The following is a 24,123-nucleotide window of genomic DNA, read 5'->3' on the forward strand; positions in this document are numbered from 1 at the left end:
TAAGTGTAGTGGTGTCAGGGGAGGGTTCGAACATGGCGGTCGTGAAGGGTTGGGAAGGCGTGGTCCTCAAGCTCCTGCGGGGCAAGGACTTCACGTTCACGGTGACGGGGGCGGAAGACGTCACGGAGCACTACCGCCGGGTGTACTTCACCGACGGCGGGCTGCTGGCCGCGGCCGGCGCATCGCTGCACCCGACGATGTGGGTGCGGGTCTGGTTCCAGAACGCCGGCCGGCCGCACCAGCGGGCGTACACGCTGGTCGACCCGGATCCGGAGAACGGCACCTTCTGCTTCGAGTTCGCGCTGCACGACGGCGTCGCCAGCGCCTGGGCGCGCGGCGCCCAGCCGGGCGACACCATCGAGGCCACCGTCCAGGGCACCGGCTTCAGCGCCCCGGCGCCGGCCCCGGAACGCCTGCTGGTCATCGGCGACCCCGCGTCCCTCCCGGCGGTCAACTCGCTGCTGGACGCCTTCCCCGCCACACCCGCCACCGTCTGGTTCGAGACCCAGCACGCCTCGGACGCGGAGCTGCCCGTACGCCTGGACGCGGACCGGCACGACATCCGCCGGGTGCAGCGGGACGGCACGGCTCTGGCCGACCGGGTCCGGGCCGAGCTGCCGGAGCTGCTCGGCGACCCGGCATCGGCGTACGTCTGGCTGGCGTGCGACACCGCCACGACGCGCGGCCTGACGGCCTACCTGCGCAAGGACCTCGGCCTGCCGAAGCAGCGGGTGAACGGCCTGGGCTACTGGCGGGCGGACATCTAGCCTCGGCCAGACCTGGGCCCGGCCCGGCCCCGGCCGCAGCGCTAGGGTCTGTATCGAGTTGCCCCGTGGAGCAAGGGAGCGGCGTTCGGCTCGTGCGCCGAGGGTGCGTGCCGGGCGTCGCGACGCCGCGGGGCAACTCGATACAGACCCTAGGCGCCGGTGGCGCCGTCGATCGCCTCTCGGAGGAGGTCGGCGTGGCCGTTGTGCCGGGCGTACTCGTGGATGAGGTGCAGCATGACCAGGCGCAGCGAGGCCTCCTCCTGCCAGCTCGGCACGTACGCCGTCACCTCCAGGGACTCGGCCGCGGCCTCGATGCGGCGGGCGTGCGCGACCTCCTCCTGCCAGGCGGTGAAGGCCTCGGCGCGGGTGGACCCGGAGGCGTCGTAGGCGGCCTGGAAGTCATGGGTGTCCGACCACAGGTGCGGGAGCTCCTCCCCGCCCAGGACGCGCCGGAACCAGTGCCGCTCGACCTCGCCCATGTGCCGGACCAGCCCCAACAGGGACAGGGTGGACGGCGGCACCGAAGGGCGACGCAACTGCTCGTCGTCGAGGCCCTCGCACTTCCAGGCGAGGGTGGCGCGGTGGTAGTCGAGGTAGGTCCGTAGCGTCTCGCGCTCATCGCCGGTGAGGGGCGGGCTGATGCGTTCCATGCGGTGATCATGCCGCGTCGCCTCCGCGGCCGTAACCCCTATGGCCGGGCCGGCGCCGGCTTCTCCGGCCGCGTCCAGATGTACGGCACCGTCACCCCCAGCACCCCGAAGCCCAGTCGCTCCAGGATCGGACGGCTGTCCTCGGAGGCGTCCACCTGGAGGTAGGGGATACCGAGTTCCGCCGCGATGCGGGCCCGGTGTGCGACCAGCGAGCGGTAGATGCCCCGGCCGCGCCACTGCGGGAGCGTGCCGCCGCCCCACAGGCCCGCGAAGGCCGTGCCCGGCCGCATCTCCATCCGGGCCGCGCTCACCGGGACGTCGCCCGCCATCGCGACGACCGCGGCGATGGTCTCCGGCTCGTCGCGCAGCCGGCTCAGCAGCGCCTCCCGGATACGGGGCCGCTCCGTACCGAAGGCCCCGGCGTGGACCCGCATCATCAGGTCGACGCCGGCCTCGTCCGTCACCACGCGCAGCGCGATGCCCTCCGGCGGCTCCACCGGAAGCTGCGCGAGGTCGGCCACCCGCCCGACCATCAGTGTCTCCGGCGGCTCCGGTACGAAGCCCGCCGCCCGCAGCCGGTCCCCGAGGTCCGCCGGCAGGTCGTGCCGGTACAGCTTCCACTCGAAGTCCGGGCAGCCGTGCTCCGCGAAGAACGCCACCTGCGCCGCGATCTGCGCGTCCGCCGTCTCCTCGTCGAGGTCCGACCAGAGGACGCCGTTCCACCCGAGACCGGGCGCACTCTGCCGGACGACCCGGCCCGCCCGCTCCACGAGCGCGTCCGCGCCGTCCGGTTGCGCACCCTCGCGGACTTCGCCGTCGTACCGGGCGCGCACCTTCAGCAGCTCACCGAGATCCATCGTCATCGGGCCAGCTCACCAGTGTGGGGGCGGCCCGCACAACTGCATTAGCCTCACCCCCGTGAACGACGACCTCACCATCTACACCGGCAAGGCCGCCCCCGACGCCGCCGCCGACCGCGGCTGGCTCCTCGGCCACTTCAAGGACCCGGCCGATCCCCGTCACAGCGAGGACGTGGAGATCAAATGGGGTGTCCACCCGAAGGGCGACGCCCGGGAGCGCTGGGCCACCGCCGAGAAGCGCACCGCGCTGCTGGTCCTGATCAGCGGACGCTTCCGGCTGGAGTTCCCGGGGCGGACCGTCGTCCTCGCCGAGCAGGGGGACTACGTGCTCTGGGGCCGCGGCGTCGACCACTCCTGGTACGCGGAGGAGGACGCGGTCGTCCTCACCGTCCGCTGGCCCTCGATCCCCGGCTACCGGGTGGACGAGCCCGAAGACCGTGCCGGTGCCCTTGCCTCCTCCTCCGCGGGAGCCGCCGTCCGGAGCCCCGCCGGGACCTGAGTTCCCCAACACCTCCCGGTCCTGCTGTGATGATGCACACGAAAAGGGCCAACGATCACGAAACGCTGGGATCGTGGAGGTTGCAGACCAATCTGGGCCGAACCGCGGGGCGATCCCCCGGGCCTCGGCCGGGCCTTCACGAGTTCACGCGTTCTTTGCGACGGGCTGTCTCCCGGTAAAGATCCGAACCACCAGGGAGCACGTCCGTTGGCAGTCTTCGCGCGGTGGTGCATGCGCCACCGCCTCCTCGCCGTCCTGATCTGGCTGCTCGCCTTCGGCGGGACCGCTGCTGCCGCAGTGACCGCCGGAGCGGCGTTCTCCAACGACTACGAGGTCCCCGGCACCGAATCCGGCAAGGCCAACGACCTCCTGCGCGAAGGCTTTCACGGCCAGGGCGGCGACACCGACACCATCGTGTGGCGGGCCCCGGACCACCAGAGCGCGCGCACCCCGGACATCGAGCAGCGCATGACCCGGGCGCTCGACACCGTCGCCGCACTGCCCGGCGTCGGATCGGTCGCCGGCCCCTACGGCCCCGGCCCCGAGAGCGCCGCACGCATCAGCCCCGACGGACGCACCGCCTACGCCGTGGTGACCTTCGACCAGCCGGCCGACTCCGTGCCCAAGGCCCAGGCGAGGGCGGTCGTCGACGCCGCGAAGAACCCCGCCACCGAGGCCGGCGGACTCCAGGTCGAGCTGGGCGGCCGCGCCATCCAGCTCACCGAGGCACCCACCGCGCACCTCGCCGAGGTCATAGGCGTGGCCGTCGCCGCCCTCGTCCTCTTCCTCGCCTTCGGCTCCCTCGCCGCGAGCCTGCTGCCCATCGCGACCGCCCTCGTCAGCGTGGGCACCGCCTATTTCGGCATCACCCTGCTCGGCCACGCGATGCCGGTCGCCGACTTCGCCCCCATGCTCGGCACCCTCATCGGCCTCGGCGTCGGCATCGACTACGCGCTGTTCATCGTCACCCGGCACCGCAAGAACCTCGCGCGGGGCCTCCCGGTGGAGGAGGCCGCCGCCGGGGCGGTCGCCACCACCGGCCGGGCCGTCGTGTTCGCCGGCGCCACCGTCTGCATCGCCCTGCTCGGCATGCTGGTGCTGCGGCTGAACTTCCTCAACGGCGTCGCGATAGCCGCCTGCGTGACCGTCGTCCTGACCGTCGCCGCCTCCGTGACCCTGCTGCCCGCCCTCCTCTCCTACATCGGCCTGCGCGCCCTCTCCGGCCGCGAGCGCCGCAGGCTCGCCGCCGAGGGCCCGCAGCCCGAGTGGACCTCCGGCTTCGCCGCCCGCTGGTCCGCCTTCGTGGAGCGCCACCCCAAGCTGCTCGGCGCCGTCGCCACCACCGTCATGGTGGTACTGGCCCTGCCCACACTCTCGCTCCACCTGGGCACCTCCGACCAGGGCAACAACCCCTCCACCTCCACCACCCGGCAGGCCTACGACCTCCTCGCGGAGGGCTTCGGGCCCGGCGCGAACGGCCCGCTCGCCGTCGTCGCCCGCCTGGACGGCGCCGGGGACCGGCTCGCCGTGGACCAGCTGGCGCAGGCGCTCCGTACGACGCCGGGCGTCGCCTCCACCGGCCCCGCCGTCCTCAACCACAGCGGCGACACGGCCGTCCTGACCGTCGTACCGGATTCCGCCCCGCAGTCCCGGGCCACGAGCGACCTCGTCGACACGCTCCGCCAGGACGTCATCCCGCGCGCCGGGCAGGGCAACTCCATGCAGGTCCACGTCGGTGGCGTGACGGCCGCCTACGACGACTTCGCCGACGTCATCATCGGGAAGCTGCCGCTCTTCGTCGCCGTGGTCGTCGCCCTCGGCTGCGTGCTCCTGCTGCTGGCCTTCCGGTCCATCGGCATCCCGCTGAAGGCGGCGGCCATGAACGTCGCCGCCGTCGCCTCCTCCTTCGGCGTCGTGGTCGCGATCTTCCAGTGGGGCTGGGGCAGCGAACGGCTGGGCCTGGGCAGCGCCGGCCCGATCGAACCCTTCCTGCCTGTGATCATGGTGTCCGTGCTCTTCGGGCTGTCGATGGACTACCAGGTCTTCCTCGTCAGCCGGATGTACGAGGAGTGGCTGGAGACCGGCGACAACCGGCGGGCCGTGCGCGTCGGCCTCGCCGAGACCAGCCGGGTCATCAACTCCGCCGCCGTCATCATGATCTCCGTCTTCCTCGCCTTCGTTCTCAGCGGCGACCGGATCATCGCGATGTTCGGCATCGCGCTCGCCGCGGCCGTGGCCCTCGACGCCTTCGTGCTGCGCACCCTTCTCGTCCCGGCCCTGATGCACATGCTCGGTGGCGCCAACTGGTGGCTTCCCGCCTGGCTCGACCGGCGGCTCCCCAGGATCAGCATCGAGCCGCCCGAACGCCGCCCGCATGCGAAACTTCCGGCACAGCGGTCCGGCGCGGTCCCCACCACGAGCGAGGACGACGCCGAGCCCGCCACAGCCTCCCGGTGATCCGACCGACCGCCGCACGAGACCCAAGGAAGAAGCCGCATGTTCTCGATAGACCTCGCCGAAGGCGCCCAGCTGTTTCCGCTGGAAGCCCGGCACGCCGAGGAGTTCTTCGCGCACATCGAACGCGGACGCGAGTTCATCGGCCAGTACGTCGGCTTTCCGGACCGGTCCCCGGACGTCGGCTCCGCCCGGGCCTTCCTCGCCAAGTACGCCGTGAAGGCCGGTGAGGACGGCGCCCGCTTCTTCGGTATCCGCCTCGACGGCACCCTCGTGGGCGGCGTCCTCTTCCCCAACTTCGACGCCGACGGCGGGAACTGCGAGATCGGCTGCTGGCTGGAGCCCGCCGCGGCCGGCCGCGGCCTGGTGACCAAGGCCTGCCGCGTCCTGATCGACTACGCCTTCTGCGAGCGCGGCATGCACCGCGTCGAGTGGCACGCCGCCACCGGCAACAGCAAGAGCCTCGCCGTCGCCGAACGCCTCGGCATGACCCGCGAGGGCGTCATGCGGGAGAACTACCTCCACCGCGGCGTCCGCCAGGACACCGAGGTCTGGTCGATCCTCGCCCACGAGTGGGCCGCCGCCCGCACCTCCTGAGGCCTGCCGTCCGGGCCCCGCCCACCCCGGGGCCCGAGACGGCCGCGACCACCGGTTCCTCAGAGAACTCTCAGACGCGGCCCCTACGGTGCCCCGCATGGACACCACCAAGACCCCCGCCCCGAACGCCGCCGAGGCGGACACCACCCCGGTCGACCTCAAGAAGACCGAGACCCCCCAGGACACCGCGGCCGAGACCAAGGCCGAGACCTCCGACCTCGACGCCGCGACGGACGCGGACTTCGACGCCGACGCCTTCGCCGAGGACCTGGGCGGCGAGGAGCAGCCGAGCCACGTCGGCTCCGCGGCCTTCGCGATCGTCTCCGCCGGTCTTGCCGTCGTCGCCCTCAGCGGGAGCTGGGTCGCCGGCATCGTGTCCGAGCGCGCGAGCATCGCCGCCCGTCTGGAACTGAGCCAGGCCTCCGACGCCAACGCGCAGATCGCCGCCCAGTTCGTCGACCCGTGGCACACCACCGCCATGGTGAACGGCGTCTTCTCCGCCCTCGCCCTGATCATCGCCACCTTCGTACTGGCCCTCCCCGCCTTCAGCACCCCCGAGCGCACCCTCCCCACCTGGGTGCGGTCCGTCTCCTGGGCGGGCATCGGCTTGGGCGCCCTCGGCGTACTGCTCTTCGTCCTCATGTACTTCGACCTCCTCCTGGCCATCCCGAAGGCAGCGTCCTGAGCGGTGCCTTAGACACCTGCGGCCCCTCGCGGGCACACCACCCCGGACTAGGGTCTGTATCGAGTTGCCCCGTGGAGCAAGGAGCGGCGTTCGGTGCGTGCCGGGCGTCGCGACGCCGCGGGGCAATAAGGCCCCCCGCACCCGGCAGATGCGGCATGCGACCGATGTGCCGGTACCCGCTGGGACGCGAACCTCGGACCACAGCGAACGAGGTGCGACCCAGCCCCAGCACCGGATCCCGCTGCACCACCTGGCGATCGGGATCGCCGCGGGGGAGGGCCGCATCGCCGACGTCCGCACCGAGACGGCCACCGCCGTGAACTGCGCTCCTGCTCGGGCAGCACCGCAACGCCTGGCCGCTGCTGCTCGCGTCCGCCTCCGCCGAGGCGGACGCCCGCGGGCTCCCCGCCGCCGAAGCCGGCCGCGCCCGCCGCCCTGGGTGTTCTGCGCGCCGCCGCCCGCACCCTCGCCACCCCGGCGCCGGTGTGGAGCGCGCACGCCGCATTCCTGCGGGCCGAACTGCTGGGGGCCGAGGCCCGGGACACCGTCGCCGCCCGGACCGCCGTGGAGGTGTCCCGCCGCTCGCTGGAGCGCCCGTACCTGCTCGCCCGGGCCCCGAACATCCTGGCCGAGCCGGGCGTCGCCGGCCGCGGGGAGGCGGCCGCCCTCGCCCACCGGCTGCGGCTCTTCACCCCGCCCGGCCCGCCCGGTGGCCTCCGGTCAGCGCTCGTCCGCGGGCTCCTCGTCCAGGCGTATGAGCACCCGGCCGGAGTCGAGGTCTATCGGACCCCGTCCCGGATCGTTGTCACCCACGTCGGTCCGGGACAGCTCCAACCGCTTCTTCTCGTCGTTCGTGTGCTTGCGTCCCGGGTTGAACAGCTCCTCGATCATGTTGAACACCGTGTCCACGCACCCTCCGCCCCCGTCGGGGGCATGCCGGTCATCGCACCGTCAGTGTCAGGATCCTGTCGTCGCCCGCTTCCGGCGACCCGCGCCCGTCCGTCTCGCTCGTGACCAGCAGCAGCCGGTCACCCCCGAGAGCGATCACCGTCCGCAGCCGGCCGTACTTGTCCTCCAGGAAGGCCTCGGGCTCGGCCGCCGGCTCCGTCCCGGCCAAGGGGATCCGCCACAGCCGCTGCCCCTTCAGCCCGGCCATCCACACCGACCCCTCCGCCCAGGCGATCCCGCTCGGCGAGGCCTCGTCGGTCCGCCACACGGCCACCGGATCCCGCAGTCCCGGCTTGCCCGCCTTCCCCTCGGCCTCGGGCCAGCCGTAGTTCGCGCCGGGCTCGATCAGATTCAGCTCGTCCCAGGTGTTCTGGCCGAACTCGGCCGCCCACAGGCGTTTGTCCTTGTCCCAGGCGAGGCCCTGCACATTGCGGTGCCCGTAGGAGTAGACGACGGAATCGGCCTCCGGATTGCCGTGCACCGGATCCCCGTCCGGAGTCATCCGCAGGATCTTGCCGCCGAGCGACTTCCTGTCCTGCGCGAGCCCGGTGACACCCGTCTCGCCCGTCCCCGCATACAGCATCTTGTCCGGACCGAAGGCGATCCGCCCGCCGTTGTGGATCAGGCCCTTGGGAATGCCCCGGAACACGGTGTCCGGCGCCCCCAGTTGCTGCCCGGCGGGTCTGTGCTCGTCATAGCGAAGCCGTGCGATCCGGTTGTCCGACGCGGTCGTGAAGTAGACGTACACCAGCCGGTCCGAGGCGAAGTCCGGCGACAGTGCGAGGCCCAGCAGCCCGCCCTCACCGCCCGGATCCACCCCCGGAACCTCGCCGATCTGCGTCACCGCAGCCGACCCCGCCGCGACCCGGCTGATCGTCCCCTTGTCGCGGGATGCGACCAGCAGGTCACCTCCGGGCAGCGGGGCCACGCCCCAGGGCGACTCCAGGTCCTTGGCGGCCTCGCCGGTGACCGTCACCGCCCCCTTCGCGGGAGGCCCCGACGCCGGTGGCGAAGCAGCCCCGCTTTCCGAGGGGCCCGGTGACCCGGGCGCCCCCGCCGTCGCGCCCGGTGGGGAACCACCCCGGCCGGTGTCCGGGCCGCCCTCCGGGGAGCAGCCCACCACCAGCAGCGCACCGCACCCGGCCAGCGCGACAGCCGCCAGCACGCTCCGGCGCCGCCCGCCCGGACCCTCGCACCCCACCTGCCCGGGAGAACTTCCGTATCGCATCGCCCTGCTCCCTTCCGGTCCTCCGATCCTGCCCTCCACCCGTCTCAACAGCCGGGGCGGTTCCCGAAGTTCCACCACTCGTACACCCGATCGAGTGGTTGTGGGCGGCGGTCAGTCCCACGCTCCCACGTCGACCGGGAGCTCCGCGATCTCGGCCAGGTCCCCGGCCGTGAGCCGCAGCCGCGCCGCCCCGGCGTTCTCCACCGCCCAGTGCGCCCGGTCCGCCCCGGGCACCGGCACCACCTGCGGCCCCTGGGCCAGCACCCAGGCCAGGGCCACCTGCGCGACCGTGACCTCGGGCCCGTGCCGCCGCGCCACCCGCCGCAGCCCCGCCACCAGCACCTGGTTCGAGGCCATCGCCTCCGCCGTGAACCTCGGGTGCCGGGCCCGGACGTCCTGCGGCTCGAAGCCCTCGCCCGGCGTGAGCGTCCCGGTCAGGAACCCGCTGCCCAGCGGCATCGCCGCCAGGAATCCCACCCCGCGCGCGGCGCACCACGGCAGCAGCTGCCACGCCGCCTGCGGCGACCACACCGACAGCTCCGCCTGCACCGCGCTCACCGGGAAGACCTGCTGCAGCCGCTCCAGGTGCCGCAGCGTCGTCCGGTACCCGCCGTCACCGCGCCGACCCGCACCCGGGCCGGCCCCGGCCCCCAGCGCGCAGAAGCCGAGCGCCCGCACCTTGCCCGCGCCCACCAGCTCCGCCATGGCCCCCCAGGTCTCCTCCACCGGAACCTCGGGGTCCACCCGGTGCAGCTGGTAGAGGTCTATGACATCGGTGCGCAGCCGCCGCAGCGAGGCGTCGCACGCCCGCCGCAGGTAGCCGGGCCGGCCGTCGGCCACCACGTGCTGGTCGCCCGCCCGCAGTCCGACCTTGGCCGACACGAACGCGTCGGACCGCCGCTCCCGCAGCACCCGCCCCAGCAGCAGCTCGTTGGTGAAAGGCCCGTACACATCGGCCGTGTCCAGCAGGTTCGACCCCAGGTCCAGCGCGGCGTGCACGGCGGCCAGCGACTCGTGCCCCCGCCGCCGCGAAGGCGTGTACGCCCAGCTCATCGGCATACAGCCGAGGCCGACGGCGCCCACGCTCAGTGCCCCCGCCCCGATCGACCTGCGCTCCACCCCTGCGTCCCCCTCCGCTCCGGCCACCAAACTAACGGCTTGATCAAGACGGCTTGGCATAGCCTCGTGATCATGACTGCTACGCCACGGGACGTCTGGCTCCCCTTCCCCGCCGCAGAGGTCGCCGGCCTCCCCGACGCCTTCCGTTACCGCCGGTGGGACGGCGAGGACGCCTTCCCGGCCGACCCGGCCGACTGCGTCTTCTACGTGGCTCCCTACATGAAGTCCGCCGGGGTCACCGTGCGCCCGCTCGCCGCGATGCCCGCCGTCCGGGTCGTCCAGACCCTGACCGCCGGCATCGACGACGTGCTGGGCCGCCTCGGAGACCTGCGTCCGGGCGTACGCCTGTGCAACGCCGCGGGGGTCCACACGGCCAGCACCGCCGAACTGGCCCTCGCCCTGACCCTCGCCTCCCTGCGCGGCATCCCCGGCATGGTCCGCGGACAGGACCGCGAGGACTGGCGCTCCGGCTTCTACGACGCCCTCGCCGACAAGTCAGTTCTGATCATCGGCTACGGATCCATCGGCTCGGCCGTCGAGGACCGACTGGCGCCCTTCGAATGCGAGCGGATCGAACGCGTCGCGCGTTCGGCGCGGACCACCGCACGGGGGCCGGTGCACGCCGTCGCCGACCTGCCCCGGCTCCTGCCGCAGGCCGACGTGGTCATCCTCGTGACGCCCCTGACCGACGCCACCCGGGGTCTGGCCGGCGCCGGGTTCCTCGGCCGGATGAAGGACGGCGCCCTGCTCGTGAACGTCTCGCGCGGCCCCGTCGTCGACACCGAGTCCCTGCTGGCGGAGGTGGAGTCGGGCCGGCTGCGCGCGGCGCTCGACGTCACCGACCCGGAACCGCTGCCCGCCGGCCACCCGCTCTGGCACGCCCCGAACGTCCTGATCACGCCTCACGTCGGCGGCAGCAGCTCTGCGTTCGAGCCCCGCGCCAAGCGCCTGGTGGCCCGCCAGCTCACCCGCTTCGCCGCCGGAGAGCCCGTGGAGCACACGGTGCTGATCACCGACTAGCCCACGCCCCCTGTACGCTCCGCAATCATCCGAGTGCGAGCGGTTGCGGCAACTCCCCGCTCGGTGACGGAGCGTAGAGCAAGTATGTCCCTGAGTGACGAAAGTGGTGTATCGTCCGGAAGAAGGGGCTGCGCCAGGAACGTCTGGCGCTGGGGAGTGATCGGACACTTTGGGGGGCGACGGGCGATGCACGGCCAATGGACGAAGGATCCGACGCGGCACAGCCGCCGCAGGCGACGCTGCCGAGACTGGGCCGCGCCGGAACCAGCCGGCGAGGGGGACCGGTGAGCACCCCGGGGGCGGCGCTCCTGGACCGCCCGTCCGTCTCGGGCGGAGGCAGGGGCCTGGCGATGCAGGTGATCCTCGCGGTCGTCAGCGGGGGGTACGCCGTCGGCGCCGCCCTCAACTGGGGGTCCGAGGAAGTCGCCGAGGTCATGGGCGACTTCGGGCTCAGCGCCGCCGGACTGCTCGCCGCCGTCTCCTGCTACACCTACGCCCGCACGATCGACAGCCGCGAACGCCCCGCCTGGCTGCTCTTCGCCTTCTCCTCCCTCATGGGTGCCTGCGGCAACGCCGTCTGGGGCTGGTACGAGGTTGTCCTCGGCGAAGCCGTGCCGAAGCCCTCGCTCGCCGACTTCGCCTTCCTCTGCTTCGCGCCGCCCGCCATCGTGGGCCTCCTCGTCCTCGCCAAACGCCCGGTCACCCGCGCCGGCTGGGTGTGCCTGGGACTCGACTCCTGGCTCATCGGCGGCTCCCTGCTGACCCTGTCCTGGAGCCTGGCCCTGGCCCAGGCGGCGCGGACCGCCCAGTCCGGCGCCCCCGGCAGCGTCCCGCGCGCCGCGCTCTCCCTCGCCTACCCCCTGCTGGACATCGCGCTCGTCTCGATGGTCCTCGTGCTGCACTTCCGGCGGAGCGAGACCAACCGCTCCGCCGTCAACACCGCCATCGCGGCGCTGGCGCTGACCGTCCTCAGCGACGCCCTGTTCACCTCGCCGCTGCTGAGTGCCGAGTACCAGTCCGGGCAACTGCTCGACGCCGGCTGGTTCGCCGGCTCGCTGCTGCTCGCGTACGCCCCCTGGGGCGCCCGGCGCCTCCACCAGGGCCCGGTGCCGCCCGGGCATCCCCGCAGGGACCGGCCGCACAGCCGGCCGATCACCGGATCCCTGACCGCCCTCACGCCGTACCTGGCCGCCGCCGTGTGCACCCTCGGCATCCTCTACAACGTCGTGGACGGCCGGAAGGTGGACCGGATGGTCGTCTTCACCGGCTGCACCGTCGTGCTCGCCCTCGTCATCCGGCAGGGCATCATGCTCCTCGACAACATCGCCCTGACCCAGGAACTGGCCCAGAAGGAGAACCACTTCCGCTCCCTCGTCCAGGGCTCCAGCGACGTCATCATGATCGCCGCACCTACCGGGACCCTGCGCTACGTGAGCCCGGCCGCCGCCGGGGTGTACGGCCGCGAGGCGGAGGAACTGGTCGGCACCGAGCTGGCCACCCTGATCCACCCCGACGACCTCGGCAGGGTGGTCCACGAGGTACGCCGCTTCCTCGCCGCACCCCCCGCCGAGGAGCCCACCACCCGCATCGAATGCCGCTTCAAGTCGGGCGGCGGCGAGTGGCTGAACGTGGAGTCCACCGTCAACCGCCACCAGGGCGGACTCATCCTCAACAGCCGGGACGTCACCGAGCGCGTCCGGCTCCAGGCCCAGCTCCAGCACAGTGCCGAACACGACCCGCTGACCGACCTGCCCAACCGGGCGCTGTTCACCCGGCGCGTGAGCCAGGCCCTGACGGGGCGCCGCTCGGGCGACCACAGCACCGCCGTGCTCTTCATCGACCTCGACGGCTTCAAGGCGGTCAACGACACCATCGGCCACCAGGCCGGCGACGAACTGCTCATCGAGGCCGCCCGCAGGCTCCAGGACTCCGTCCGGGCCGGGGACACCGCCGCCCGGCTCGGCGGCGACGAGTTCGCCGCGCTGATCCTGGGCGACGGCAGCCGCGACCGCAGCGCCCGCGAGTACCAGGTCCGCGAGATCGCCGACCGGCTGCGCACCAGGCTCTCCCAGCCGTACCGGATCGGCGGCAGCGAGGTACGGGTCGCCGCCAGCATCGGCGTGGCCTTCGCCGACCCCGGAATCAACCCCTCGGACCTGATGCGCAACGCCGACCTGGCGATGTACCGGGCCAAGGCGGGCGGCAAGGACCGCGTCGAGACGTACGTCCCGCAGATGCAGGCCGAGGTGGTCCGCAAGGCCGAGCTGGCGGGCCGGCTGCGCACCGCACTGCACGAGGGCGAGTTCGCCCTGCTGCACCAGCCCGTGGTCTCGCTGGCCACCGGCGAGATCGCGGCCGTCGCCGCCCAGGCGCGGTGGCGCTCGGCCCAGGGGATCCTCTTCACACCGGCGGATTTCCTCCGGGTGGCCGAGTACAGCGAGGGCGCGGCGGGCGGCGGCTCCGGCGCCTGTCCCGACGCCTCGCGCACCGCCGAGCTGGGCCGCTGGCTGCTGGAGGAGGCCGTGGAGCAGGCCGCCGACCGGCATCGGGCCGGGCACGACGTGCCCGTGGCCGTGCGGATGACCGCCCAGCGGCTCCTGGACAGCGCCATGCCGCTCGGCACTGTGGAAGCCCTGCTGACCCGGCACGGCCTGCCCTCCGGGGCCCTGGTGCTGGAGCTCGCGGTGTCCGACCCCAGAGTCCCCTTCGACGACCTGGAGCGCCGCCTGGCGGCCCTGCACCGGCTCGGAGTGGGAATCTCCCTGGACGGCTTCGGCAGCGGCTACGCCGCCATCAGCGCCCTGCGCCGCCTGCCCGTGGACATGCTCAAGCTGGACCGGGGCCTGGTGGAGGGAGTGGTCGAGTCCGCCCGCCTGCACAAGATCACGGCCGGGCTCTTGCGGATCGCAAACGACCTCGGCATGCGGTCCGTGGCCGACGGGGTGGACCTGCCCGAGCAGGTGGCCGCGCTGCGCGCGATGGGGTGCACGCACGGCCAGGGGGTGGCCTTTTCCGGCCCCCTCGACGAGTACAGGCTGCGCCGTGCGCTGGTGCGCGGTACGTTCCCAGTACCGGGCGGAGCGGCCCAGCCCGCACTGGCGGGCGGCTCCTCCGGGGGCTCGATGGTCATCCGCAGAGGCTCACATAATGAGACGCCCGTCCCACCTACTTGACATCACCCTCCCGCCAGAGGGAGGGTCAGTGCCATGCGCACCCGAATTCTCGTACTTGGAAAGCGCGTCGGCTGAGGCTGGGACCTGCATGTCCCCGCTCAACACACCCGACGCGCTCCCCTCGCTTGCCTTCTGGCACGAGGGGTTTTTTGTTGCACTGGCACAGAGTCGAATCCGCGTAAAACCCTCAGCTTCGAGAAGAGAATGCCGATGACCGAGCAGGCCACCGGGGCCCACCATCCGCAGCCGCGGCCCCGTTCCGGCGGACAGCAGTCCGCCGCAGTTGAGCACGTCACGGGTGCGCAGTCCCTCATCCGCTCTCTCGAAGAGGTGGGGTGCGACACCGTCTTCGGGATTCCGGGAGGCGCCATCCTCCCCGCGTACGACCCGATGATGGACTCGAAGAAGGTCCGTCACATCCTGGTCCGCCACGAGCAGGGGGCCGGCCACGCGGCCACCGGCTACGCCCAGGCCACCGGCAAGGTCGGCGTCTGTATGGCCACGTCCGGCCCGGGCGCCACCAACCTGGTCACCCCCATCGCCGACGCGCACATGGACTCCGTCCCGCTCGTCGCGATCACCGGCCAGGTCTCCTCCAAGGCGATCGGCACCGACGCCTTCCAGGAGGCGGACATCGTCGGCATCACCATGCCGATCACCAAGCACAACTTCCTGGTCACCAAGGCCGAGGACATCCCGAAGACGATCGCCGAGGCGTTCCACATCGCCGCCACCGGCCGTCCCGGCCCGGTCCTCGTCGACATCGCCAAGGACGCCCTGCAGGCGAAGACCACCTTCTCGTGGCCGCCGTCCCAGGACCTCCCCGGCTACCGGCCGGTCACCAAGCCGCACGCCAAGCAGATCCGCGAGGCCGCCAAGCTCATCTGCCAGGCCAAGCGCCCCGTGCTGTACGTCGGCGGCGGCGTCATGAAGTCCGGCGCCACCGCCGAGCTGAAGGTCCTGGCGGAGCTGACCGGCCTCCCGGTCTGCACCACCCTGATGGCGCTGGGCTCCTTCCCCGACAGCCACCCCCTGCACGTCGGCATGCCCGGCATGCACGGCAGTGTCACCGGCGTCACCGCGCTGCAGAAGTCGGACCTGCTGATCGCGCTCGGCACCCGCTTCGACGACCGCGTCACCGGCAAGCTGGACAGTTTCGCCCCCTTCGCCAAGATCATCCATGCGGACATCGACCCGGCCGAGATCGGCAAGAACCGCGCCGTCGACGTCCCGATCGTCGGTGACGCCCGCGAGGTCATCGCCGACCTGATCCAGGCCGTCCAGGCCGAGCACACCGAAGGCAACGCCGGCGACTACACCGCCTGGTGGAACGACCTCAACCGCTGGCGCGAGACGTACCCGCTGGGCTACGACCTGCCCGCGGACGGCAGCCTCTCGCCGCAGCAGGTCATCGAGCGGATCGGCGCGCTCGCGCCGAAGGGCACGGTCTTCGCGGCCGGTGTCGGCCAGCACCAGATGTGGGCCTCGCACTTCGTCAAGTACGAGGAGCCCCGCACCTGGCTGAACTCCGGCGGCGCCGGGACCATGGGCTACGCGGTCCCCGCCGCGATGGGCGCCAAGGTCGGCATGCCCGAGCGCACGGTCTGGGCGATCGACGGCGACGGCTGCTTCCAGATGACCAATCAGGAACTGGTCACCTGCGCCCTGAACAACATCCCGATCAAGGTCGCGATCATCAACAACGGCGCCCTGGGCATGGTGCGCCAGTGGCAGACGCTGTTCTACAACCAGCGGTACTCCAACACCGTCCTGCACGCCGACGACACCGGGCACGACACGGTCGGCTCCCAGCTCGGCGAGTCCACCGCGCCCCGCAAGGGCACGCGTGTCCCGGACTTCGTCAAGCTGTCGGAGGCCATGGGCTGCGTGGCGCTGCGCTGCGAGGACCCGGCCGACCTGGACAAGGTCATCGCCGAGGCCAACGCGATCAACGACCGCACCGTCGTCATCGACTTCATCGTCCACGAGGACGCCATGGTGTGGCCGATGGTCGCCGCCGGCACCTCCAACGACGAGGTCATGGCAGCCCGGGGCGTCCGTCCCGATTTCGGCGACAACGAAGACGACTGAGCCGAGAGAGCCTGAGAGAGAGAACGCCTCACATGTCCAAGCACACGCTCTCCGTCCTGGTCGAGAACACGCCCGGCATCCTCGCCCGGATCGCCGCCCTGTTCTCCCGCCGCGGGTTCAACATCGACTCCCTCGCGGTCGGCGTCACCGAGCACCCCGACATCTCCCGCATCACCATCGTGGTCAACGTCGAGGACCTCCCGCTGGAGCAGGTGACCAAGCAGCTGAACAAGCTGGTCAACGTGCTCAAGATCGTCGAGCTGGAGCCGCACAACGCCATCGAGCGCGAACTCGTCCTGGTGAAGGTCCGCGCCGACAACGAGACCCGCTCGCAGATCGTCGAGATCGTCCAGCTGTTCCGCGCCAAGACCGTCGACGTCTCCCCGGAGGCCGTCACCATCGAGGCGACCGGCGGCACCGACAAGCTCGGCGCGATGCTCAAGATGCTGGAGCCCTTCGGCATCAAGGAGCTCGTGCAGTCCGGCACGATCGCCATAGGGCGTGGCGGACGGTCCATCACGGACCGCAGCCTGCGCGCGCTCGACCGCAGCGCCTGACCCGGCCGGCCCGGGCGGCCGCAGCACAGCGGCCGCCCGGCCCCGGGCCCGGCCCCAGCCGCGGCAGACACGCTCGGCCCGCATAGCGAGACCGACAAACTCAGATTCCGTTCCCCGCCGTACGGTGGGAGCAACACCAGCGCACCAAGGAGATATCCCAGTGGCCGAGCTGTTCTACGAGAACGACGCCGACCTGTCCATCATCCAGGGCCGCAAGGTCGCGGTCATCGGTTACGGCAGCCAGGGCCACGCCCACGCGCTGTCGCTCCGTGACTCCGGCGTCGACGTCGTCGTCGGCCTGAAGGAGGGCTCGAAGTCCAAGGCCAAGGCCGAGGAGCAGGGCCTGAAGGTCGTCCCCGTGGCCGAGGCCGCCGAGTGGGCGAACGTCATCATGATCCTCACCCCGGACCCGCTGCAGGCCGAGATCTACGAGGAGTCCATCAAGGACCACCTCAAGGAGGGCGACGCGCTCTTCTTCGGCCACGGCTTCAACGTCCGCTACGGCTTCATCAAGCCCCCCGCCAACGTGGACGTCGCCCTGGTCGCCCCGAAGGGCCCCGGCCACCTGGTCCGCCGCCAGTACGAGGAGGGCCGCGGCGTCCCGTGCATCGCCGCCGTCGAGCAGGACGCCACCGGCAAGGCCTTCGACCTGGCGCTCTCCTACGCGGCCGGCATCGGCGGCACCCGCGCCGGCGTCATCAAGACCACCTTCACCGAGGAGACCGAGACCGACCTGTTCGGTGAGCAGGCCGTCCTCTGCGGTGGCGCGTCCGCACTGGTCAAGGCCGGTTTCGAGACCCTGACCGAGGCGGGCTACCAGCCGGAGATCGCCTACTTCGAGTGCCTGCACGAGCTGAAGCTCATCGTCGACCTCATGTACGAGGGCGGCCTGGAGAAGATGCGCTGGTCGGTCTCCGAGACCGCCGAGTGGGGCGACTACATCACCGGCCCGCGCGTCATCACCGACGCCACCAAGGCCGAGATGAAGAAGGTCCTGGAGGAGATCCAGAGCGGCAAGTTCGCCGAGGAGTGGATGGCCGAGTACAAGGCCGGTCTGCCCAAGTACAACGAGTACAAGAAGGCCGACTCGGAGCACCTGCTGGAGACCACCGGCAAGAAGCTGCGCAAGCTGATGAGCTGGGTCGACACCGACGAGGGCTGATCTCGCGGCGGTGGGGCCGGGACGGATGAGTCCCGGTCCCACCGCACATCACCGGGCGGTACGGCACATGCCGCACCGGTGGCCGGAGCGCCGGGAACGGGGCCCTCGGGGCCCCGGCTTGTCCACCCCGGCCAACCACGGAAGAGTGATCCTTCCGGACAGGCGGAAAACCGGTCCGCCCGCGCCACTACACTGCTCAACACATACGCGTCAGGCCCACAGTGTCGTGCGTCTTCCACGCGGCTAGCCCCTCCACCGCCTGCGGCCGTCGGGACGGCCGTCCGCACTGGACTTGTGAGGATGACCCACGTGAGCTCGAAACCTGTCGTACTCATCGCCGAAGAGCTGTCGCCCGCCACCGTCGAGGCGCTCGGCCCGGACTTCGAGATCCGCCACTGCAACGGCGCCGAACGCGCCGAGCTGCTCCCCGCGATCGTCGACGTCGACGCGGTCCTGGTCCGCTCCGCCACCAAGGTCGACGCCGAGGCCATCGCCGCGGCGAGGAAGCTGAAGGTCGTCGCCCGCGCCGGCGTCGGTCTGGACAACGTCGACGTCTCCGCCGCCACCAAGGCCGGCGTGATGGTCGTCAACGCCCCGACCTCCAACATCGTGACCGCCGCCGAACTCGCCTGCGGCCTGCTCGTCGCCACCGCCCGCAACATCCCGCAGGCCAACACCGCCCTGAAGAACGGCGAGTGGAAGCGGAACAAGTACACGGGCGTCGAGCTCAGCGAGAAGACCCTCGGTGTCGTCGGCCTCGGCCGCATCGGCGTCCTCGTCGCGCAGCGCATGTCGGCCTTCGGCATGAAGATCGTCGCGTACGACCCCTACGTCCAGCCCGCGCGCGCCGCCCAGATGGGCGTCAAGATGCTGACGCTGGACGAGCTCCTGGAGGTCGCCGACTTCATCACGGTGCACCTGCCCAAGACCCCCGAGACCCTCGGTCTCATCGGGGACGAGGCCCTGCACAAGGTCAAGCCGTCCGTGCGCATCGTCAACGCGGCGCGCGGCGGCATCGTCGACGAGGCCGCCCTGTACTCGGCCCTCAAGGAGGGCCGCGTCGCCGGCGCCGGCCTCGACGTGTACGCGAAGGAGCCCTGCACGGACTCCCCGCTCTTCGAGCTCGACCAGGTCGTCTGCACCCCGCACCTCGGCGCGTCCACGGACGAGGCCCAGGAGAAGGCCGGTGTCTCGGTCGCCAGGTCGGTGCGCCTGGCCCTCGCCGGTGAGCTCGTACCGGACGCGGTCAACGTCCAGGGCGGCGTCATCGCCGAGGACGTCCGTCCGGGCCTGCCGCTCGCCGAGAAGCTCGGCCGCATCTTCACCGCCCTCGCGGGCGAGGTCGCGGTCCGCCTCGATGTCGAGGTCTGCGGTGAGATCACCCAGCACGACGTCAAGGTGCTCGAACTCTCCGCGCTCAAGGGTGTCTTCGAGGATGTCGTCGACGAGACGGTCTCCTACGTCAACGCCCCGCTGTTCGCGCAGGAGCGCGGTGTCGAGGTGCGCCTGACCACCAGCTCGGAGTCCCCGGACCACCGCAACGTGGTGACCGTCCGCGGCACCCTGTCGGACGGTCAGGAGGTCTCGGTCTCCGGCACGCTCGCGGGCCCGAAGCACCTTCAGAAGATCGTGGGCATCGGCGAGTACGACGTGGACCTGACGCTCGCCGACTACATGGTCGTGCTGCGCTACACCGACCGCCCCGGCGTGGTCGGCACCGTCGGCCGCGTCCTCGGCGAGGGCGGCCTGAACATCGCGGGCATGCAGGTCGCCCGTGCGGAGGAGCACGGTGAGGCCCTCGCGGTCCTCACCGTCGACGCCGAGGTGCCGGCGGGTGTCCTCGCGGACATCGCCGCCGAGATCGGCGCCGTCTCGGCGCGCACCGTCAGCCTCGCCTGACGCCGCCACCGCAGTGACATGGGGAAGGGCCCGGGGGAGACCCCGGGCCCTTCCGTGTTCCGCCGACCGCGCTGTGCCGCGCCGTGTCGTGTCGTACCGGTCAGTTGTGCGCCGCCTCGTGCGCCCGCGCCCCGGTGGCTCCGGCGGGCTCCGCCGCGGCCGGGGCGGAGGCGCCGACGCCCCGCAGCAGAGCCGCGGCGAGCACGGCCGCCCCGAGCAGCAGCGCCGTACCGGCCCAGGCCGCGTACTGCATCCCGTGGACGAAGGCCTCACGGGCCAGGGCCAGGACCTGTTCGCCGGCCGCCCCGCCGATCCGGTGGGCGGTGGCCACGGCGCCGCCGAGGGTTCTCCCGTGCGGCGGGCTCGGCGTCCGCCAGGTCGCTGCGGTAGACCGCGGTGCCCAGGGCGCCGCCGAACTCCGTACCGGTCTCCAGCAGGGAGGCGGCGGAACCGGCCTTCTCGGCGGGGGCCGCGCCCAGGGCCATGTCGGAGACCAGGGACATCACGGTGACGACGCCCGAGGCCGGCACCCCGGCGCCGATGAGCAGCGAGGGGGCGAGGCTCCACAGGGCGGCTTCCAGGGACCAGCACGGGGTCCAGGACCAGCAGGAGCAGCATCGCGGGCACGTTGATCAGGAGACGGAGCCCCAGGAGAAGTGGTTCAGCATCACCCCGCTGAGCATCGAGCCGAGGGCGAAGGCTGTGGCATCGATCAGCAGCAGCAGCAGCAGCTTGCGGCGGCCGATCCGGTCGCCCGGCGGCGGGTTAGCCATGAGCGGCAATACGGTGTGGACATGGGACATCGTGAAGATCTGCTCGAAGGCGCCAAGAAATGCCTGGTCGAGAAGGGGTTCGTACGCACCACTGCACGCGACATCGTCAGCGCCTCGGGAACGAACCTGGCGTCCATCGGCTATCACTACGGATCGAAGGACGCCCTTCTCGCCCAGGCCTTCATCGTGTTGATGGAGGAGTGGGGCGACGTCTTCCAGGCCGGAGTGACGGGGGAGGGCGGCTCGCTGGAGCGGTTCCGCCAGGTCTGGGAGGGCGTCGTCGCCCAGCACGAGGAATCGGGTCGGGCCTGGGCGGCCGGCATCGAGGTCGCACTGAGCGGCGACCGGCTCCCGTCCCTGCGCGCCGTGCTCGCGGCCTCGCAGGCCGAGGGGCGCCGGGGCCTGGTCTCGATGCTGACCGGCACGCCGGAGGACCAGATCGACGAGCGGGAAGTGCGCACGCTGGGCGCCTTCTACCAGGCGCTGCTCAACGGCCTGATGATCCAGTGGGTGTTCGATCCGGAGTCGGCTGCCACGGCGGAGGAGCTCACCGAGGGCATGCGCCGGGCCGCCGAGGCGATGATGCGCCCGAAGGGTGCCGAGGGCTGAGCGGAACCGGAGCCACCGCCCGGGTGCACCCCGTCCCACTGGCGCATCGGCCCGGGACGAGGGGGAGTCGCCATGGCGGGAGCAGGCGAGGGTTACCACCCGCAGGACCGGCAGGACTGGCAGCCGCCCGGCGGTTTCCGCTCCGGGGAGGACCAGGCCGCCTACGTGGCGAAGAACTTCGTCCCGCCCACCGGCCTGCCCGGCACGCCGCCGCCGGCCACCCCCGATCCACTGGCCCCACGGCAGCACGCTCGTCTTGCCGCTGCTGACCGCGGTGCAGGCGTACGGGGAACTCGACCGGCGACCGGCGCACCGCTGGAGCGCCGCCAGGGCCGCCGGCCCCTACGGCGCCGTCCGTCACACGGTGATGACCACCTTGGCCCGTGCATGCTCCACTTCGAGGTACCTGATGGCCTCGGGCACCTCGTGGAGCGCGTACGTCCGGTCGATGACCGGGGTGACCTTGCCGGTCTCCACGAGTTCCCTCAGCGCCGCCAGATTCTTGCGGTCGGGCGTCGCCGTGAGCACGAGCAGCCGCTGGCTGACGAAACGGGACAACGCCTGGCCCTTCATGAGGAGCGCCATCGGCCCCAGCAGACTGCCGCCTTCGGACACGCCGCCACCGGAGAGGACGAGCGTCCCCTCGGGTGTGAGAGCGCGCCGGCACTCGGCCAGCGAGCGGTTGCCTACCAGGTCGAGCACGACGTCGTGGCGCCGCTCGCCGCGGGTGAAGTCCTCCCGGGAGTAGTCGACGACGTGGTCGGCGCCGAGCGACCGGACCAGCTCCACGTTCCTCGTCCCGCACACGGCGGTCACCTCCGCCCCGAACGCCTTGGCGATCTGAACGGCGAACGTCCCCACGCCGCCTGACGCGCCGTTGACCAGGACCCGCCGGCCCGGCTGCACGCGCCCCAGGTCGCGCAGGCCCATGAGGGCGGTGTTCCCCGCCAGTGGGACCGAGGCCGCCTGCTCGAACGTCAGGTTGGCGGGCTTCAGCTCCACCGCGTCGGCCGGGGCGCACACGTACTCGGCGAAGGCCCCCTCGGCCTCGCCGAACACCTCGTCTCCGGGGCGCAGCCCGGTCACGTCCTTGCCCACCGCCTCCACCCGGCCCGCGAAGTCCGTGCCGCGTATCTTGGCCTTCGGCCCGCCGAGACCGAGCACCAGGCGCGCCAGGTACGGGTCGCCCCGCATGAGGTGCCAGTCGCGCGCGTTGACCGCGGCCGCGTGGACCCGTACGAGCACCTCCCCGTTGCCGATCGAGGGCTGCTCGACCTCCCTCAGCTCCAGCACCTCGGGGGAGCCGTACCGGTCCTGGACGATCGCCTTCATCGGGCCTCCGTGGCGCACCGACCGGTGCGGAAAGGGTCCGCCGGCAGGGCGGCCGACGCTGTTCGCGACGGTAGGCGACCGGGGGTCACCGGGGCATCGGGGAAAGCCCTTAGGGTCTGTATCGAGTTGCCCCGTGGAGCAAGGAGCGGCGTTTCGGTGCGTGCTCTCGGCATTCGGCTCGTGCGCCGAGGGTGCGTGCCGGGCGTCGCGACGCCGCGGGGCAACTCGATACAGGCCCTAGGTGGGTCCCGGGCCATACCCTCAGGCCAGGCGGGAGGCCTTGAGGGCCATGTGGAGGAGCAGGCGGTCCTCGCCCGCGTCCAGGTCGAGGCCGGTGAGCTGCTCCACGCGGCCCAAGCGGTAGTAGAGGGTCTGGCGGTGGATGCCGAGGGCGGCGGCGGCGCGGCCCGCCTGGCCGGCGCAGTCCAGGAACACCTCGGCGGTGCGGGCGAGTTCGCGGTGCGCGGGGGCGAGCAGGGTCCGGGCGGCGGGATCGTCCACCGGGTCGGCGGCCAGGCTCGCCAGCAGCCGGTACGGGCCGATCTGCGACCACTGGGCGACCGGGCCGAGTCGCGGTTCGGCGACCGCCGCGCGGGCCGCGGCGACGGCCTGCTCCCAGGCGGCGGGCAGTTCGGCGAGGCCGCGGACGGGGTCGGCGACCCCTGCGGTCACCCGGTGCCGGCCGCCCGAGGGCCCGGTCGGCGCGCCGCCTGCCGATCCCCCCGGCCCCGCTGCCGGCGCGGCTGCTCCCGCTGCGCCCGGCGCCCTCGCCCCCGCCCGCGAGACGGCGGGGCCCGCGCCGGCCGCGTTGGCCGCCGTGGCCGCGGCCGGTTCCGCCGTGCGCGGCAGCAGCCGCGCCACCGCCGTCAGTGCCGGAGCCAGGGCGTCCGTCGACCGCAGCCGGAGCAGTACGGCCAAGGCCAGGCCTGCGCCCGCCGGTCCGGCACCCGGTGCGTCGCCCGGCTCGCCGCCGCCCCGACGGGGTACGACGCACACGGCTGCCGCGCCCGGCACGGACGCCGGAGCGTCGCCGGTCCACGGCGCCACGCACACCGCCGCGTGCAGGCCGTCCCCGCCCGGACCGAGAGCGGCCCGCAGTGCGGCCACCGCCATGTCCTGCGGCCACCCCCGCCCGGCCGTGAGCACCGCCTGGAACTCCCGCGACAGGTCCGCGCCCGCCTTCGCCTCCTCGGCGAGCAGCACCCCGATCCGCTGGGCCACCTCCATGGCCGCGGCCAGCGCCGCCGGGTCGGGGCCGGGCGTGCCGGGCTCCTGGTCGAGCAGCCACACGTACCCCTGCACGATGCCCCGGAACCGCACCGGCAGGCAGATCCGGCCCCGGAACACCCCCGCGTCGGGCGCCGCCGGGATGCGGACGGGGCCGGTGGCGCGGGCGATGCCGAAGCCCTCGAACCAGGACCGGACGGCCGCCGTCGACTGCCGGGTCAGGATCGAGCGGGTCCGTACCGGGTCCATCGCGAGATCGTCGTCGCTGTCGTGGGCGCCGAAGGCGATGAGGCGGAAGTCCCGGTTCTCCAGGGTCGCCGGGGCGCCGAGAAGCGCCGAGATCTCGTCCACCAGGTCCTGGTAATCGCCCTTCACCCGGCCATTGTCCCACCCGCGGCCCCGCTCTTCAGACAGATGTATGAGATCGCGGACACGGATGCGTGACAGCTGTCGATGGCAGAGGATCAAAGCGA

General features: G+C 72.3%; 21 protein-coding genes. 12 read left to right on the plus strand and 9 right to left on the minus strand.

Annotated elements, in window-relative coordinates; translation table 11 throughout:
• The first annotated feature begins 32 nt into the window (after positions 1–32).
• Positions 33–767 carry a siderophore-interacting protein gene (locus tag ACFWFZ_RS05135; RefSeq protein WP_387116829.1) on the plus strand — a complete coding sequence of 245 codons (735 nt, stop codon included), beginning with the start codon at positions 33–35 and terminating at the stop codon, positions 765–767.
• 149 nt (positions 768–916) lie between these two features.
• Here ACFWFZ_RS05135 and ACFWFZ_RS05140 read toward each other — a convergent pair whose 3' ends face one another.
• Both ACFWFZ_RS05140 and ACFWFZ_RS05145 read right to left on the minus strand, forming a co-directional pair.
• Positions 917–1,417, minus strand: a complete 501-nt coding sequence (locus ACFWFZ_RS05140; RefSeq protein ID WP_387116832.1) for a DinB family protein — start codon at positions 1,415–1,417, stop codon at positions 917–919.
• Positions 1,418–1,455: 38 nt separating this feature from the next.
• Positions 1,456–2,274 (minus strand): GNAT family N-acetyltransferase, encoded by an 819-nt coding sequence (locus ACFWFZ_RS05145; protein WP_387117328.1) that lies wholly within the window; start codon positions 2,272–2,274, stop codon positions 1,456–1,458.
• A 61-nt stretch (positions 2,275–2,335) separates the two neighbouring features.
• On the opposite strand from ACFWFZ_RS05145, the gene ACFWFZ_RS05150 reads away from it, so the two are divergent.
• The 4 genes from ACFWFZ_RS05150 to ACFWFZ_RS05165 all read left to right on the plus strand — a co-directional run bounded on the left by ACFWFZ_RS05150 (position 2,336) and on the right by ACFWFZ_RS05165 (position 6,512).
• Positions 2,336–2,776, plus strand: coding sequence for a signal peptidase I (locus ACFWFZ_RS05150; protein ID WP_387116834.1), 441 nt, complete (start codon positions 2,336–2,338; stop codon positions 2,774–2,776).
• 207 nt (positions 2,777–2,983) lie between these two features.
• Complete coding sequence (locus ACFWFZ_RS05155) at positions 2,984–5,233, plus strand: MMPL family transporter (RefSeq protein ID WP_387116837.1); 2,250 nt, start codon at positions 2,984–2,986, stop codon at positions 5,231–5,233.
• A gap of 39 nt (positions 5,234–5,272) precedes the next feature.
• Positions 5,273–5,827 (plus strand): GNAT family N-acetyltransferase, encoded by a 555-nt coding sequence (locus ACFWFZ_RS05160; RefSeq protein WP_387116840.1) that lies wholly within the window; start codon positions 5,273–5,275, stop codon positions 5,825–5,827.
• Between the two features lie 97 nt (positions 5,828–5,924).
• On the plus strand, positions 5,925–6,512 hold the full coding sequence (locus ACFWFZ_RS05165) for a hypothetical protein (protein WP_387116844.1): 588 nt from the start codon (positions 5,925–5,927) through the stop codon (positions 6,510–6,512).
• A gap of 720 nt (positions 6,513–7,232) precedes the next feature.
• Here the strand turns inward: ACFWFZ_RS05165 and ACFWFZ_RS05170 are convergent.
• From ACFWFZ_RS05170 to ACFWFZ_RS05180, 3 genes are all read right to left on the minus strand, one after another.
• The gene (locus ACFWFZ_RS05170; RefSeq protein ID WP_387117331.1) at positions 7,233–7,412 is read right to left on the minus strand and encodes a DUF6191 domain-containing protein; all 180 of its coding nucleotides are present in this window, start codon (positions 7,410–7,412) and stop codon (positions 7,233–7,235) included.
• A 40-nt stretch (positions 7,413–7,452) separates the two neighbouring features.
• Entirely contained in the window at positions 7,453–8,688 is a 1,236-nt protein-coding gene (locus ACFWFZ_RS05175) for a PQQ-dependent sugar dehydrogenase (protein ID WP_387116847.1), read from the minus strand.
• A gap of 111 nt (positions 8,689–8,799) precedes the next feature.
• The gene (locus tag ACFWFZ_RS05180; RefSeq protein ID WP_387116850.1) at positions 8,800–9,807 is read right to left on the minus strand and encodes an aldo/keto reductase; all 1,008 of its coding nucleotides are present in this window, start codon (positions 9,805–9,807) and stop codon (positions 8,800–8,802) included.
• A 72-nt stretch (positions 9,808–9,879) separates the two neighbouring features.
• On the opposite strand from ACFWFZ_RS05180, the gene ACFWFZ_RS05185 reads away from it, so the two are divergent.
• The 6 genes from ACFWFZ_RS05185 to serA all read left to right on the plus strand — a co-directional run bounded on the left by ACFWFZ_RS05185 (position 9,880) and on the right by serA (position 19,709).
• A complete protein-coding gene (locus ACFWFZ_RS05185) occupies positions 9,880–10,827 on the plus strand; it encodes a 2-hydroxyacid dehydrogenase (RefSeq protein ID WP_387116853.1) in 948 nt (315 codons plus the stop codon).
• A 284-nt stretch (positions 10,828–11,111) separates the two neighbouring features.
• Positions 11,112–14,000, plus strand: a complete 2,889-nt coding sequence (locus ACFWFZ_RS05190; RefSeq protein WP_387116856.1) for a putative bifunctional diguanylate cyclase/phosphodiesterase — start codon at positions 11,112–11,114, stop codon at positions 13,998–14,000.
• A gap of 204 nt (positions 14,001–14,204) precedes the next feature.
• Positions 14,205–16,091 carry an acetolactate synthase large subunit gene (locus ACFWFZ_RS05195; RefSeq protein ID WP_387116859.1) on the plus strand — a complete coding sequence of 629 codons (1,887 nt, stop codon included), beginning with the start codon at positions 14,205–14,207 and terminating at the stop codon, positions 16,089–16,091.
• A 32-nt stretch (positions 16,092–16,123) separates the two neighbouring features.
• Positions 16,124–16,648 carry an acetolactate synthase small subunit gene (ilvN, locus tag ACFWFZ_RS05200; RefSeq protein ID WP_069922074.1) on the plus strand — a complete coding sequence of 175 codons (525 nt, stop codon included), beginning with the start codon at positions 16,124–16,126 and terminating at the stop codon, positions 16,646–16,648.
• Between the two features lie 160 nt (positions 16,649–16,808).
• Positions 16,809–17,810, plus strand: a complete 1,002-nt coding sequence (gene ilvC, locus ACFWFZ_RS05205; protein ID WP_387116861.1) for a ketol-acid reductoisomerase — start codon at positions 16,809–16,811, stop codon at positions 17,808–17,810.
• 309 nt (positions 17,811–18,119) lie between these two features.
• Positions 18,120–19,709 (plus strand): phosphoglycerate dehydrogenase, encoded by a 1,590-nt coding sequence (gene serA, locus ACFWFZ_RS05210; RefSeq protein ID WP_387116864.1) that lies wholly within the window; start codon positions 18,120–18,122, stop codon positions 19,707–19,709.
• Positions 19,710–19,809: 100 nt separating this feature from the next.
• On the opposite strand, the gene ACFWFZ_RS05215 is transcribed toward serA, so the two are convergent.
• Positions 19,810–20,040, minus strand: a complete 231-nt coding sequence (locus ACFWFZ_RS05215) for a hypothetical protein (protein ID WP_387116867.1) — start codon at positions 20,038–20,040, stop codon at positions 19,810–19,812.
• 301 nt (positions 20,041–20,341) lie between these two features.
• Positions 20,342–20,482 carry a hypothetical protein gene (locus tag ACFWFZ_RS05220; RefSeq protein ID WP_387116870.1) on the minus strand — a complete coding sequence of 47 codons (141 nt, stop codon included), beginning with the start codon at positions 20,480–20,482 and terminating at the stop codon, positions 20,342–20,344.
• 21 nt (positions 20,483–20,503) lie between these two features.
• Here ACFWFZ_RS05220 and ACFWFZ_RS05225 point away from each other — a divergent pair, with 21 nt between their 5' ends.
• Entirely contained in the window at positions 20,504–21,091 is a 588-nt protein-coding gene (locus ACFWFZ_RS05225; RefSeq protein WP_387116873.1) for a TetR/AcrR family transcriptional regulator, read from the plus strand.
• A 357-nt stretch (positions 21,092–21,448) separates the two neighbouring features.
• On the opposite strand, the gene ACFWFZ_RS05230 is transcribed toward ACFWFZ_RS05225, so the two are convergent.
• Positions 21,449–22,423, minus strand: a complete 975-nt coding sequence (locus tag ACFWFZ_RS05230; protein WP_387116876.1) for an NAD(P)-dependent alcohol dehydrogenase — start codon at positions 22,421–22,423, stop codon at positions 21,449–21,451.
• 261 nt (positions 22,424–22,684) lie between these two features.
• Positions 22,685–24,025, minus strand: coding sequence for a PucR family transcriptional regulator (locus ACFWFZ_RS05235; protein ID WP_387116879.1), 1,341 nt, complete (start codon positions 24,023–24,025; stop codon positions 22,685–22,687).
• Positions 24,026–24,123: the final 98 nt, after the last annotated feature.

The sequence above is a fragment of the Streptomyces sp. NPDC060232 genome, assembly GCF_042726555.1.
GTDB lineage: Bacteria > Actinomycetota > Actinomycetes > Streptomycetales > Streptomycetaceae > Streptomyces.

Coding starts and splice junctions, on each gene's coding strand:
- ACFWFZ_RS05135 (WP_387116829.1), top strand. CDS start 33: ATGGCGGTCGTGAAGGGTTGGGAAGGCGTGGTCCTCAAGCTCCTGCGG.
- ACFWFZ_RS05140 (WP_387116832.1), bottom strand. CDS start 1,417: ATGGAACGCATCAGCCCGCCCCTCACCGGCGATGAGCGCGAGACGCTA.
- ACFWFZ_RS05145 (WP_387117328.1), bottom strand. CDS start 2,274: ATGGATCTCGGTGAGCTGCTGAAGGTGCGCGCCCGGTACGACGGCGAA.
- ACFWFZ_RS05160 (WP_387116840.1), top strand. CDS start 5,273: ATGTTCTCGATAGACCTCGCCGAAGGCGCCCAGCTGTTTCCGCTGGAA.
- ACFWFZ_RS05165 (WP_387116844.1), top strand. CDS start 5,925: ATGGACACCACCAAGACCCCCGCCCCGAACGCCGCCGAGGCGGACACC.
- ACFWFZ_RS05175 (WP_387116847.1), bottom strand. CDS start 8,688: ATGCGATACGGAAGTTCTCCCGGGCAGGTGGGGTGCGAGGGTCCGGGC.
- ACFWFZ_RS05185 (WP_387116853.1), top strand. CDS start 9,880: ATGACTGCTACGCCACGGGACGTCTGGCTCCCCTTCCCCGCCGCAGAG.
- ACFWFZ_RS05195 (WP_387116859.1), top strand. CDS start 14,205: ATGCCGATGACCGAGCAGGCCACCGGGGCCCACCATCCGCAGCCGCGG.
- ilvN (WP_069922074.1), top strand. CDS start 16,124: ATGTCCAAGCACACGCTCTCCGTCCTGGTCGAGAACACGCCCGGCATC.
- ACFWFZ_RS05220 (WP_387116870.1), bottom strand. CDS start 20,482: ATGGCTAACCCGCCGCCGGGCGACCGGATCGGCCGCCGCAAGCTGCTG.
- ACFWFZ_RS05225 (WP_387116873.1), top strand. CDS start 20,504: ATGGGACATCGTGAAGATCTGCTCGAAGGCGCCAAGAAATGCCTGGTC.
- ACFWFZ_RS05230 (WP_387116876.1), bottom strand. CDS start 22,423: ATGAAGGCGATCGTCCAGGACCGGTACGGCTCCCCCGAGGTGCTGGAG.